Below are 12,082 nucleotides of genomic sequence, written 5' to 3' on the forward strand. Positions count from 1 at the left end.
TCAGATCACTCCGTTCGTCTTGAGCAGGCGCAGTTCCTCGTCACCGAGGCCGAGTTCGCCGACGTACACCTGCGCGTTGTGCTCGCCGAGCAGCGGGGAGGCGGTGATCTCGACAGGGGAGTCGGACAGCTTCAGCGGGCTGCCGACGGTGGTGAAGGTGCCGCGCTCGGGGTGCTCGACCTCGACGATCATCTCGTTGGCCGCGAGCGAGGGATCCTCGATGATCTCCTTCGTGGACAGGATCGGCCCGCACGGGATGTTGTGGGCGTTGAGAGCCTCCAGGACCTCCCACTTGGGCAGAGTCGCCGACCACTCCTCGATCAGCTGGAACATCTTGCCCAGCTTGTTCAGCCGGGCCTCCGGCGTCGCCCATTCCGGGTCCTCGGCCAGCTCCGGTCGGCCGATCAGCCCCGCGACCGGCCGCCACCCGACCGGCTGCACGATGACGTACACGTAGTCGTTCGGCCCGCCGGGCGCGCATTTGACCGCCCAGCCGGGCTGCCCGCCGCCGCTGGCGTTGCCCGAACGTGGCACCTCGTCACCGAAGTCCTCGTTCGGGTACTCCGCCAACGGGCCACGGCCGAGCCGCTGCTGGTCGCGCACCTTGACCCGGCACAGATTGAGGACGGCATGCTGCATCGCGACATTGACGCGCTGTCCCCTCCCCGTGTTCGTCCGCTGGTAGAGCGCGGCGAGGATGGCGGCCACCGCGTGCATCCCGGTGCCGGAGTCGCCGATCTGCGCTCCCGTGGCCAGCGGCGGCCCCTCCTCGAAGCCGGTGGTCGACATAGAGCCACCCATGGCCTGGGCAACCACCTCGTACGCCTTGAAATTGGTGTATGGCCCCTCGCCGAAGCCCTTGATGGAGGCGTAGACGATCTCCGGGTTGATCTCCCGGATGCGGTCCCAGGTGAAGCCCATCCGGTCGACGGCGCCCGGCCCGAAGTTCTCCACCAGTACGTCCGACCGGCGGATCAGCTCGGTGAGGATCTCCTTGCCGCGTTCGGTCTTGGTGTTGAGGGTGATGCTCCGCTTGTTGCAGTTGAGCATCGTGAAGTAGAGCGAGTCGACGTCGGGGATGTCGCGCAGCTGTTTACGGGTGATGTCGCCGCCCGGCGCCTCCAGCTTCACCACGTCCGCGCCCAGCCAGGCGAGGATCTGGGTGGCGGAGGGCCCGGACTGCACATGCGTCATGTCGAGGACGCGTACGCCCTCAAGAGCCTTGGTCATGGCGGGGCCCCTCTACTTGTACATGGTCTGGTTCATGGTTCCGGGGGCGTACGAGTCCGGGTCGACCCACACCTGGCTGCCGAGCAGGACGGCCGGCTTCTCGGCGTGCACCAGGAGGTCGGCGAGCTTCTCGACGGCCTCGGGGTCGCCGGCCGCGCGGGTCGAGGCCGGTACTGCCCGGCCGCGGGCACCCGTGCCTTCTCCACCGGAACCTTGGCATCCGGCACATCGCGCGGAATCTCCAGGAAGGACGGTCCGGGAGCGCCGTGGTAGCACTCGCGGAACGCCATCGAAACCATGTCGGCGGCGCGTGCCGTGTCTGGAACCGTCGCCGCGAACTTGGTGATCGGCGTCATCATGTCGACGTGCGGGAGGTCCTGGAGGGACCCCATCTTGTGCTGGCTGTGCGCCCTGGCCGCCGATGAGCAGCATGGGGGACTCGGCGCGGAAGGCGTTGGCGACCCCGGTGACGGCGTCGGTCGTACCGGGTCCGGCGGTGACGACGGCGCATCCGGGCTTGCCGGTGATGCGGGCGTAGCCGTCGGCGGCGTGGGCGGCGACCTGTTCATGACGTACGTCGACGACGTCGATGCCTTCGTCGACGCAGCCGTCGTAGATGTCGATGATGTGGCCGCCGCAGAGGGTGTAGGTGACCTCCACACCTTCCGCCTTGAGCGCCTTGGCGACCAAGTGCCCACCGGAGATGAGGTCGTGCTGCTTGTCGCTGCTGTCGTCGGGCATGACGAAGTCCTGTCCCTAGTAAGGGGAGTCGGCGTGCTCTCGGGCAGATTGCATACAGTAGACGAATACTGTATGAAGCTTGTTATCCCGCATCCGGTGGGTGGTGTCCAGGGGGCGTGCGGCACTTTTCAGTCAGGAGCCGGTATGGATCTGTACGAGCACCAGGCACGAGAACTGTTCGCGGAATACGGCATCCCGGTGCCGGAGGCGGAGGTCACGGACTCGCCGAAGGGCGCGCGTTACGCGGCCGAGCGGCTCGGCGGCCGCGTCGTTGTCAAGGCGCAGGTGAAAACCGGTGGGCGAGGCAAGGCGGGGGGCGTGAAACTCGCGGCCGACCCGGCGGCGGCCGAACTGACCGCCCGCCAGATCCTCGGCATGGACATCAAGGGCCATACCGTACGGAAGGTGATGCTCGCCCAACCAGTTGACATCGAGAGCGAGTTCTACGCCGGCTACGTTCTCGACCGCGCCGCCGGCCGCTTCCTCGCCATCGCCTCGGCCGAAGGCGGCATGGACATCGAGGAGGTCGCCGCCACCCGCCCGGAGGCCGTGGCCCGCATCCTCATCGACCCTTCCGAAGGCGTCACCGCGGCGAAGGCCGCCGAGATCGCCGCGGCGGCGCACCTGCCACCGGAAGCGGCGGGCGTCCTCCAGCGGATGTGGCAGGTCCTCGTCCGCGAGGACGCCCTGCTGGTCGAGGTCAATCCACTCGTACGGACCGCCGGCGGCGCGATCCTCGCCCTCGACGGAAAGGTCACCCTCGACGACAACGCCCGTTTCCGGCAGGCTCGTTGGAGCTCGGACTCCGACTCGGCCGGCCCGCAGGACGACCGGCAGGGCAACCCGCAGACCGACCCGGGCACCGACCCGCTGGAAGCCGCGGCAGCCGCCAAGGGCCTCAACTACGTCAAGCTCGACGGCGAGGTCGGCATCATCGGCAACGGCGCGGGCCTGGTCATGTCCACCCTCGACGTGGTCGCCGGCTGCGGCGCCCGCCCCGCCAACTTCCTCGACATCGGGGGAGGGGCCTCGGCCCAGGTGATGGCCGACGGACTGTCCGTCATCCTTTCCGATCCGGCCGTGAAGTCCGTCTTCGTCAACGTCTTCGGCGGCATCACCGCCTGCGACGCGGTGGCCGAGGGCATCGTCCAGGCCCTGGAGTCCGTACAGCTGACGCGCCCCCTGGTCGTACGCCTCGACGGCAACAACGCCGCCCGCGGCCGCGCCGTCCTCGACAGCCGAGCCCACCCCCTCGTACAGCAGGCCACCACCATGGACGGAGCCGCCCGGCAGGCGGCCAGCCTCGCGATCACCGCCTAAGGAGACCCCATGGCCATCTTCCTCACCAAGGAGAGCAAGGTCCTCGTCCAGGGCATGACGGGCGCCGAGGGCATGAAGCACACCCGCCGCATGCTCGCCGCCGGCACCGACGTCGTCGGCGGCGTCAACCCGCGCAAGGCGGGCCGGACCGTCGACTTCGACGACCGCGCCGTCCCGGTCTTCGGCTCCGTACGCGACGCCGTCGAGGCCACCGGCGCGGACGTCACCGTCGTCTTCGTCCCACCGCCGTTCGCCAAGGCGGCCGTCATCGAGGCGGCCGACGCCCGTATCGGCCTCGCCGTCGTCATCACCGAGGGCATCCCCGTCCACGACGCCGTCGCGTTCCAGGCGTACGCGGCGGAGCGCGGCACCCGCGTCATCGGCCCCAACTGTCCCGGCCTGATCAGCCCCGGCCAGTCCAACGCCGGCATCATCCCGGCCGACATCGCCGCCAAGCCCGGCCGGATCGGCCTGGTCTCCAAGTCCGGCACCCTCACTTACCAGCTCATGTACGAGCTGCGGGAGATCGGCTTCTCCTCGGCGGTCGGCATCGGCGGCGACCCGGTCGTCGGCACCACACACATCGACTGCCTCACGGCTTTCGAGGACGACCCCGACACCGAACTGATCGTCCTCATCGGCGAGATCGGCGGCGACGCGGAGGAACGCGCCGCGGCCCACATCGCCGCCCACATCACGAAACCCGTCATCGGCTACATCGCCGGCTTCACCGCCCCCGAGGGCAGAACGATGGGCCACGCGGGCGCGATCGTCTCGGGCTCCTCGGGCACGGCGTCGGCCAAACAGGCCGCCCTCGAAGCGGCCGGTGTACAGGTCGGGTCGACGCCCTCCGAGACCGCCCGACTGGTCCTGTCCCGCCTCGAGGCCTCGCGTGACGTCACTCATACTTGAGCCTGAGTACGTGCCACCGCCGAACCGGCTCATTACCGTCCAGTACCCGTACGCGTACCCGTGCAGGTACGCGTACGAGCCATGCACCGCCCGAACCCTCACGAGCGGAGACCCAAGTCAATGGCACCCACCCTCACCCTGAAGCCCGGCACGGCCTGGGCCGACGCCTGGCAGCGCTGTCTCACCGTCGCCCCCGAGGCATTCCGGGACGACCGCGTCCTCAACCACTGGGCTGCCGCCTGGCACCCCGACGGCCGGGCTCTGCCCGCCACCAGCCCCGTCGACGGCAGCCCGATCGCGGGCCCGCCGCGCCTCGACGCCGCCACCGCCCAACAGGCGGTACGCGCGTCCCTCGACCAGCACCGCGCCTGGCGGCACATCCCGCTGCCCGAGCGCCGGGCCCGCGTCTCGGCCACCCTCGACGCGCTCACCGAGCACCGTGAACTGCTCGCCCTCCTGCTCGTCTGGGAGATCGGCAAGCCGTGGCGGCTCGCCCAGGCCGATGTCGACCGTGCCATCGACGGAGTGCGCTGGTACGTCGACGGCATCGCACCCATGCTCGAAGCCCGCAGCCCGCTCGACGGCCCGGTCTCGAACATCGCCAGCTGGAACTACCCCATGTCCGTCCTGGTCCACGCCATGCTCGTCCAGGCCCTGGCCGGCAACGCGGTCATCGCCAAGGCCCCGACCGACGGCGGAGTCGCCTGCCTCACCCTGGCCACCGCCCTCGCCGCCCGCGAAGGCATCCCCGTCACGCTCGTCAGCGGCAGCGGCGGCGAACTGTCCTCGGCCCTGGTCCGTTCGCCGGAGATCGGCTGCGTCTCCTTCGTCGGCGGCCGCGACACCGGCGCGCGTATCGCCACGGCCGTCGCCGACCTCGGCAAGCGGCACGTCCTGGAGCAGGAGGGCCTCAACACCTGGGGCATCTGGAACTACACCGACTGGCCGGCCCTCACCGCCGTCATCCCCAAGCTCTTCGACTACGGCAAGCAGCGCTGCACCGCCTACCCGCGCTTCGTCGTCCAGCGCAGCGCCTTCGACGAGTTCCTGGCCGCCTACCTGCCGGCCGTCCGCTCCATCCGCACGGGCCACCCCCTGGCGGTCGAGAACCCCGAGGACCCGCTGCCCACCCTGGACTTCGGTCCCCTGATCAACGCGGCCAAGGCCAAGGAACTGGACGACCAGGTCGCCGAGGCGATCGACCGCGGCGCCGTCCCCCTCCACCGCGGCTCACTGGCCGACGGCCACTTCCTCCCCGGCCAGGACACCAGCGCCTACCTCCCGCCGGTCACCCTGCTGAACCCGCCGTCTTCCACACCCCTCCACCACGCCGAACCCTTCGGCCCGGTCGACACGATCGTCCTGGTCGACACGGAGGCGGAGCTGCTGGCGGCGATGAACGCCTCGAACGGAGCGCTGGTCGCCACCCTCTCCACCGACGACCCCGCCGCGTACGAACGCCTCGCCCCGCAGATCCGCGCCTTCAAGGTCGGCCACGGCAAGCCCCGCTCGCGAGGCGACCGGGATGAGCTGTTCGGCGGCTTCGGCGCGTCGTGGCGTGGCGCGTTCGTCGGCGGTCACCTCCTGGTCCACGCGGTGACGGAGGGCCCGGCGGGCGAACGCCTGCCCGGCAACTTCCCCGACTACCACCTGATGCCCTGAGGCCCGGACCTCCTGAACCGCTGACTCGTTAGCCGATCCCCTGGCGGTCGGGGAACAGAGCGAAATCCCGGTCGGCCGCGTCCGGCACCGTACGCTCCACTGCCTGCACGAGGAGCGCGCGGTGCCTGACGAGCGGCTCTTTCCTCTCCTCCGGGACGAGCGGCAGCAGCTCATCGATGCCGGCGAGCAGCCGCCGGGTCACCTGCGGACTCCCCAGCGCGTGCAGCCGGATCTCGGCCAGCCCGACGTCCACCAGATCGGTCCAGCCGGGAGCGTCCTGCACCAGCCGGACGTCCCGGTTCCGGTCCCGGTGGTGCACTTCCCCGAGCGGCCGGCGGGCCACGGCCGCAAGGAACTCCACGATGCGGTCCAGACACTGCACGGCGGTCGTCGGATCGTTCACCGCGGACGACAGGGCGCGCAGCCCGATGTCCGACAGCTGCCGCAGCCCGAGCGACAGGTCCTGGTGAAACGTCCGCTCCACACCCACCGACACCTTGTACCTGAGCGCCCGCCGCGGCACCGGGCCCCCACCGTGCACGGCCAGGAGCTGCGTCCCCGGCAACACGAAGTCCCCGATCCGCGGAATCAGCCGCAGCACGACCCCGTGCCGCCGGGCGGCCCGTACCAGGCGCGCCACATCGACATCCAGCAGCGCCCCGGCCCGTCCCTCGTGGGTGATCCGCCCGTTCTCGGGCGGCAGAGTGGCCCCGCCGGGCGCCCCGGCGGGCTGCCGGTGCAGCACCCGGAGGGACTCCCGGGCAATCAGCGCGACGACGGGACCGACCTGCATGAGCCGCAGGGTCGACGACACGTACGCGACGAACAGGAACAGGCTCAGCAGCACCAGCAAGACCGTCAGCAGACTCTGCACCAGCGGCACGGCGGTGACGCGCTCCGGGTCGGTCCCGCTCTCGTACGCGCTCAGCACCAGCAGCGAGAACAGGAACGTCGCCAGAAAGACGGTCAAGGTCAGCTTGCTGATCCGGCTCCGTACGAAGATCCGCACCACCCGGGGCGTCAGATTCCCGCTCGCCATCTGCACGGCCACGAGCGAGATGCTGAAGACGACACCGATGAACGTCATCATCGCCGAGCTGACGGTGGTGACGATCGTCTTGGCGTCCTCGGCGATGGCGATCAGATCGCCGAGCTCCTCGTACGCCCCCTGCTCCTGCAGATACGCCACCAGCCGCGTGTCGAGCTCGTCGGCTCCCCACCACAGGAGCATGGCGACCACCAGCCCTAAGGTGGGCGCGAACCAGAAGGTGTCCCGCAGATGCTCGCGCAGCGGAGAGTAGGGCCGGGGCCGGCGATAGGTGCGATCACTCACGGACGGAAGGTACGTCCTGCACCATGCGTACCAGCCGACCAACGGAACGTAGGCGCGGCCGGGGCGGCGCCGGCGGGGCACTCGGAACACCTCCACCGCACCCCACTGACCACCGGATATGCAGGTGGGAGCGGCCTCGAACCCCTGGTATTGTTGTCCACGTCGCCGCGGGAAACCGGGGCGGCCACCTAGTCCGGGTGGCGGAATGGCAGACGCGCTAGCTTGAGGTGCTAGTGCCCTTTATCGGGCGTGGGGGTTCAAGTCCCCCCTCGGACACAACCAATGATGATACGGAGACGAGGGCCTCGACCTTACGGTCGCGGTCCTCGTTGCGTGTTCGTAGCCGATGGTGATGCCGAGGGCGTCGTAGAGCGGGCCTTTTCTGGATGTCGTCTTCCGGGTGACTGCGGGGAGTCACGAGACGCTCAACGCTGTCTCAAGCGCACCATTTGCCGACAACTCTTCAAGATCCTCGAACCCCCGCCCCGAACCGCCGGAGAGAACCGCAGGAAAGCCGTGTTCCGATCATGATGGCTCTCCCACTCGGCCCTCGGTGATCCGGATGATCGTCTTGCCGGGGGTGCGCCGGTCGGGGGCGAACGCGGCGGGGGCTTCGGCGAGCGGCCGCACGGCCCCGACGATCGGCTTGAGCCGTCCGTCCCGGAGCCGGCGGGTGAGGTCCATGAGCAGGGCGCGATCGGGTTCTACGACGAAGAAGACAGCCCGCCCGTCCTTGGGCTGGACCGTGGGCGGCATGGCGATGGTGACGAGCGTGCCACCGGCGCGCACCAACGCGGCCGAGCGGTCGAGGACCTCGCCGCCGATCACGTCGAACACCACGTCGACCTCGCCGGCGTCTTCCAGTTGATCAGCCTGTAGGTCCAGGAAGAGATCCACGCCGAGACCAAGTGCCCCGTGTCTGTCGGCGGCCCGGCCGGTGCCGATCACTCGGGCGCCCACCTCGCGCGCGAGCTGCACCGCGATCGAACCGACGCCGCCCGCGATGCCGTGGATCAGGACGGTCTGGCCTGTCGCGAGGCGGCCGTGGTCGAACAGGCCCTGCCATGCGGTCAGCCCGGAGATCGGCAGTGCGGCGGCCGTGGTGTGGTCGACGTCCGCCGGGAGCGGGGCGAGGTTGCGGGCCTCCACCGCGGTGTACTCGGCCAGTGAGCCGTTGCGGGTCCAGTCGGTCAGTCCGAATACCCGCTGGCCGACGGTGAGACCGGTAGTTCCGTAACCGAGCTCGGCGACGACACCCGACAGCTCATGTCCGGGCACGCTCGGGGTCCGGTCGCGGCCCGCGCGGTCGGACCACGTTCCCGGCCAGTCAAGCTCTCCGGGGGTGAACCCCGCGGCATGCACCCGCACGATGACATCGTTCTCGGCGGCGTGGGGGTAGGGCATTTCCGTCAGGGAGAGTCCACCGGCACCGGCGGCGCGGTCTCGAACAGTGATGGCTTGCATGGCAGGTCCTCTCTGTGGCGGGGATTCTCCAGTTCGAGCGCACAGATCATCCGGACCTGGGTTCACGCGGGGCCAGAAACAGGTGTGACATGGGCACCTCCCGCATGGTCGATCTCGCCCTGTCGCAAACGGTTCTTTGTGCGAGCAAGGTCAACAAGAGGCGCTGGCTGCGGCTTCGGCTTTCGCGATCACGGAGACCTTCGCCGAAGCCGAATGGCACATTCTGTGGTTTCGTCGTGACGAATCCTCCGTCATGAGCGAGGATCATCGGTGGCGGTCCCACGTGCACGTCCACACAAAAGACACAACCATTGAGCTGCGACACAGGCAACTTGACCAGCCCACGCACCGTCGCGTTCAACGGGCCCTTGAGGCGTCGGCCTTGAGGAGGGCCTGCTACGGCTCCGGGACTGTCTCGGCAAGGCTCACGCGGGCCATGGAGAGCCTGCCTTCGTCGGTTCAGCTCCGTGTTCTCATCAGGGAGACGAGATCGCCCACACGGGTGTGACAGATCGGACCTGCGCGATTTTCTCCGGGTTGGGGCCCCTGCGGTACGCGGTGATCAGGCGCGGACAGGAGGAGCGAGAAGCCCCGTCCTTCAGGGCGGGGAGGAGTCACACGGGCAGCATTGCCTGGCCTGTGAGTTGGTGGCGCGGTATCTGCACCATGATCCACCGCGTCTGGATCCGTGGAGCGCGGCGAACTGGTATGGCCTTCGCGTCACGCATTGGCCGACGCAGCACGAACCGCGGTCCGGCCTCCACGGTTTGGGCCGGGGCTGCTGGCGACCTACTCCTTCGGCTCACCGTCGTATCCGCGATCGCCCTCCTGGCGAATCCTTTCGGCGATGCTTGCTTCGTCGCTCACCACGTGGTTGGCCTCCTCGAGGATGGCCAAAATCTCCGCCCTGGGGATGATCGCTGCCCCGGAGGCATCGGCGAACACGTAGTCACCGGGGCGCACCACCACACCCGACACCACCGCGGGCCGGTTTGCCTCGAACGGCGTGATGGCGTCCCCACCCCATCGCACGGCTTCTCCTCTGCAATATGCAGCGAACCCGTACTCCGAAAGTTGTGAAAAGTCACGCAGGCGACCGTCCGTCAGGACTCCGGCAAGCCCGTGGACAGCGAGCCGGGAAAGCTTGGTCCCGCCGCCGAGCGACGCGTCAGGGTATCCATTGCTCGCCAGAACCAGCACCCGTCCCTGCCCACCATCGCGGATGGCCTCGCGGAAAAGCCCGGCGAAGGTGTACCGATCGGGCGGCAGAGCTTTCTGACATGAGGGCAGATAGGAAATGGTTACCGCCGGACCGAAGAGCAGGCGATCCGGCGTAGGGCTCTTCAGATCGATCAGGTGGCACCGGTGCCGATGAGAACGCCCCATCGCGTCGACGACGTCAGCGGTGCGTACACGAGCTGCCAGTTCGCGCAGCCGCAGCTCTTCCTCCACCATCGGACCTCCTGCGGGCTGGGGTCATTAGCCTCGGATATGGGAATACCAGGGTTCATCCCAGGTGCATGCCGCACACTCCCGCCGCAGCCCGGCCTATGGCAACGGGAACGGGAACGGGAACGGGAACGGGAACGGCGTGCCGGCTACTTCGGCGAGGTCTTCAGAGCACTCTCCATCTTGCGCTGTAAAGGTAGCCACTGCTACACCGGCACCCGCCGACTGCCGCAACAGCGCGAGCGCAGTCCCGCTTCCCCGCCCGAATCCCTGTCGCCCTGGCGTCACCGGCGGCTGTGGCGTCGATAGCGGCCGAACTCGGCATACGCTTCGGCGGCCGACCCCAGACAGCCGGTGGACATTGAAAGGCACCCCTGTTGACCGTATACATTCGCCGCATACACGCCGTGTCGGGCGCGTGTCCCCCCGGAGGGGCGTCGGCCTGGAGCGGGGCGACGCCCCCTGCCAAGTGACAGCCAGCGGAGCCGTTCTCGGAATCAATCCGCCTCCTTCTCGGGCCCCGATCTTGCGGATCTCCGTGAACGTTTCAGCAATGGCAAGGCCGTCAGAGGAAACACGACCACTGACAGCAGGCCTGCCGCCACCAGCGCGGCGGCGTTGGCCGGTCGGATCGCGTCCAATTTCAAGCCGATCGTCGTCGCGGCCACGATGACCGGGAGGGAGGTGGCTTGCAAGAGTCCGCTGGCCATGACCTCGGCGCGCGAGAGGCCGGCGCTGCGGTAGGCCAATGCGGGCACTCCACGAACGAGGAGGAGTGCGGCAAGGAACATCGGTATCCGCAGCGCCGTTCCGGCGTCCGCGAACAGGGCTCCAAGGTCGAACTGGATACCGCTCGTCACGAAAAAGACCGGGACGAGAAATCCATAGCCGAGTCCCTCCAGTTTGACGTGGAACTGCGGGTGCGTCCGTTCGGCGTCGGGGTCGACCAGCCGCAGCACGGCCCCTGCAACGAAGGCACCCAAAATGGCCTCGAATCCGAGATGCAGGGCGACCGCGGACAGACCAACAATCAGAACCATTGTCAAGCGGACCCGGACTTGAGCGCTCGTGTCCGCCAGGTTCACTACCGCCCGGGACAGCCACATGGAGCGTCCTGCACGTATTGAGGCCACCACGATGAGCGCCACCAGGCAAGCAAGGCTGAGCAGGAGAAGCAGCCTGGAAGCCGGGCCCGATGCATGTTCGGAGAAGAACAGCGACAGCAACACCACAGCGCAGATCTCACCTGCCGAGCCTCCACCGATGGTCAGTTGGCCAACTGGCCGGTCGACCGCGTCGGCGTCCTTCAGGATCGGGACCAGAAGCCCCAGAGACGTGGCCACCAGCGCGGTGCCGATCAGCAGCGGGCTCTCGACCAACCCGGCGATGTACAGCACCCAGCCGACGGCCGCGGCCAGCGCAAGTGTGCCGGCCAGACCAATACCGACGAGCCTCGCCCGCGGCCCGCGTAGTCGCTGGAAGTCGATCTCGAGCCCGGCAAGGAACAGCAGGAAGCTCAGTCCAATGATCGACAAGGCCTGAACGGTGGCGTCCGGCTGCACCACATTCAGCACCGCCGGGCCGAGAACGACGCCAGCGACGATCTCGAGGACCGGCCCCGGGAGAGGGACGCGGGGCACCACGGCGAGGAGGAACGGGACGCCGGCGGCCACCACGAGAACGATGACCAGGTTGTCGTACGACATCGTGACTCCGGTGGCCGGTCGGCGGGGCGCAGGTCCTGACCAACGTTGGCCCGTCCGATGGTGTTATGGCCTGTCGAGAATCCAACCGGCGCGTCTCAGCCGCTCCGGCTCTGCCGACGGAGCCGTCAGCCCCGAGGTTGGGCACGGCGGCGAACTCCTGAGTACGTCCTGTCCGCGTCCGCGGGTCCCGGCTGCGCGGCCCGGGCGCCACGGGACAGCGGCCTCAGTACGCCCCCTGAGCACTCCAGGCGGTCGCTGGAGAGGC

10 protein-coding genes and 1 tRNA gene are annotated in these 12,082 nt (G+C 68.7%); 4 read left to right on the forward strand and 7 right to left on the reverse strand.

The window, feature by feature from the left end:
* Complete coding sequence (frc, locus tag AB0M62_RS16265; protein WP_366074844.1) at nt 1-1,230, reverse strand: formyl-CoA transferase; 1,230 nt, start codon at nt 1,228-1,230, stop codon at nt 1-3.
* A 12-nt stretch (nt 1,231-1,242) separates the two neighbouring features.
* On the reverse strand, nt 1,243-1,971 hold the full coding sequence (locus AB0M62_RS16270) for a thiamine pyrophosphate-binding protein (protein WP_366074845.1): 729 nt from the start codon (nt 1,969-1,971) through the stop codon (nt 1,243-1,245).
* A gap of 144 nt (nt 1,972-2,115) precedes the next feature.
* On the opposite strand from AB0M62_RS16270, the gene sucC reads away from it, so the two are divergent.
* The 3 genes from sucC (at nt 2,116) to AB0M62_RS16285 (ending at nt 5,865) form a co-directional block, all read left to right on the forward strand.
* A complete protein-coding gene (gene sucC / locus AB0M62_RS16275) occupies nt 2,116-3,291 on the forward strand; it encodes an ADP-forming succinate--CoA ligase subunit beta (RefSeq protein ID WP_366074846.1) in 1,176 nt (391 codons plus the stop codon).
* Nucleotides 3,292-3,300: 9 nt separating this feature from the next.
* Nucleotides 3,301-4,203 (forward strand): succinate--CoA ligase subunit alpha, encoded by a 903-nt coding sequence (gene sucD, locus AB0M62_RS16280; RefSeq protein ID WP_366074847.1) that lies wholly within the window; start codon nt 3,301-3,303, stop codon nt 4,201-4,203.
* Nucleotides 4,204-4,323: 120 nt separating this feature from the next.
* Nucleotides 4,324-5,865, forward strand: a complete 1,542-nt coding sequence (locus tag AB0M62_RS16285; protein WP_366074848.1) for an aldehyde dehydrogenase family protein — start codon at nt 4,324-4,326, stop codon at nt 5,863-5,865.
* Between the two features lie 28 nt (nt 5,866-5,893).
* Here AB0M62_RS16285 and AB0M62_RS16290 read toward each other — a convergent pair whose 3' ends face one another.
* Nucleotides 5,894-7,198, reverse strand: coding sequence for a DUF2254 domain-containing protein (locus tag AB0M62_RS16290; RefSeq protein ID WP_366074849.1), 1,305 nt, complete (start codon nt 7,196-7,198; stop codon nt 5,894-5,896).
* A 191-nt stretch (nt 7,199-7,389) separates the two neighbouring features.
* Between AB0M62_RS16290 and AB0M62_RS16295 the strand changes: the two genes are divergently transcribed.
* A tRNA-Leu gene (locus tag AB0M62_RS16295) sits at nt 7,390-7,474 on the forward strand.
* 249 nt (nt 7,475-7,723) lie between these two features.
* Here AB0M62_RS16295 and AB0M62_RS16300 read toward each other — a convergent pair.
* The 4 genes from AB0M62_RS16300 to AB0M62_RS16315 all read right to left on the reverse strand — a co-directional run bounded on the left by AB0M62_RS16300 (nt 7,724) and on the right by AB0M62_RS16315 (nt 11,817).
* Complete coding sequence (locus AB0M62_RS16300) at nt 7,724-8,662, reverse strand: NADP-dependent oxidoreductase (RefSeq protein ID WP_366074850.1); 939 nt, start codon at nt 8,660-8,662, stop codon at nt 7,724-7,726.
* Nucleotides 8,663-8,708: 46 nt separating this feature from the next.
* Complete coding sequence (locus AB0M62_RS16305) at nt 8,709-9,023, reverse strand: hypothetical protein (protein ID WP_366074851.1); 315 nt, start codon at nt 9,021-9,023, stop codon at nt 8,709-8,711.
* 428 nt (nt 9,024-9,451) lie between these two features.
* On the reverse strand, nt 9,452-10,117 hold the full coding sequence (locus AB0M62_RS16310; protein ID WP_366074852.1) for an RraA family protein: 666 nt from the start codon (nt 10,115-10,117) through the stop codon (nt 9,452-9,454).
* Between the two features lie 491 nt (nt 10,118-10,608).
* Nucleotides 10,609-11,817 carry a cation:proton antiporter gene (locus tag AB0M62_RS16315; protein ID WP_366074853.1) on the reverse strand — a complete coding sequence of 403 codons (1,209 nt, stop codon included), beginning with the start codon at nt 11,815-11,817 and terminating at the stop codon, nt 10,609-10,611.
* Between the last annotated feature and the right edge of the window lie 265 nt (nt 11,818-12,082).

It is taken from the genome of Streptomyces sp. NPDC051219, assembly GCF_040682335.1.
In the GTDB taxonomy this organism is placed as follows: Bacteria; Actinomycetota; Actinomycetes; order Streptomycetales; family Streptomycetaceae; genus Streptomyces.

What these genes read in the sequence shown, in the direction of transcription:
- sucD (WP_366074847.1), top strand. Translation starts at nt 3,301, where the DNA reads ATGGCCATCTTCCTCACCAAGGAGAGCAAGGTCCTCGTCCAGGGCATG.
- AB0M62_RS16315 (WP_366074853.1), bottom strand. Translation starts at nt 11,817, where the DNA reads ATGTCGTACGACAACCTGGTCATCGTTCTCGTGGTGGCCGCCGGCGTC.
- AB0M62_RS16285 (WP_366074848.1), top strand. Translation starts at nt 4,324, where the DNA reads ATGGCACCCACCCTCACCCTGAAGCCCGGCACGGCCTGGGCCGACGCC.
- AB0M62_RS16300 (WP_366074850.1), bottom strand. Translation starts at nt 8,662, where the DNA reads ATGCAAGCCATCACTGTTCGAGACCGCGCCGCCGGTGCCGGTGGACTC.
- frc (WP_366074844.1), bottom strand. Translation starts at nt 1,230, where the DNA reads ATGACCAAGGCTCTTGAGGGCGTACGCGTCCTCGACATGACGCATGTG.
- sucC (WP_366074846.1), top strand. Translation starts at nt 2,116, where the DNA reads ATGGATCTGTACGAGCACCAGGCACGAGAACTGTTCGCGGAATACGGC.
- AB0M62_RS16310 (WP_366074852.1), bottom strand. Translation starts at nt 10,117, where the DNA reads ATGGTGGAGGAAGAGCTGCGGCTGCGCGAACTGGCAGCTCGTGTACGC.
- AB0M62_RS16270 (WP_366074845.1), bottom strand. Translation starts at nt 1,971, where the DNA reads ATGCCCGACGACAGCAGCGACAAGCAGCACGACCTCATCTCCGGTGGG.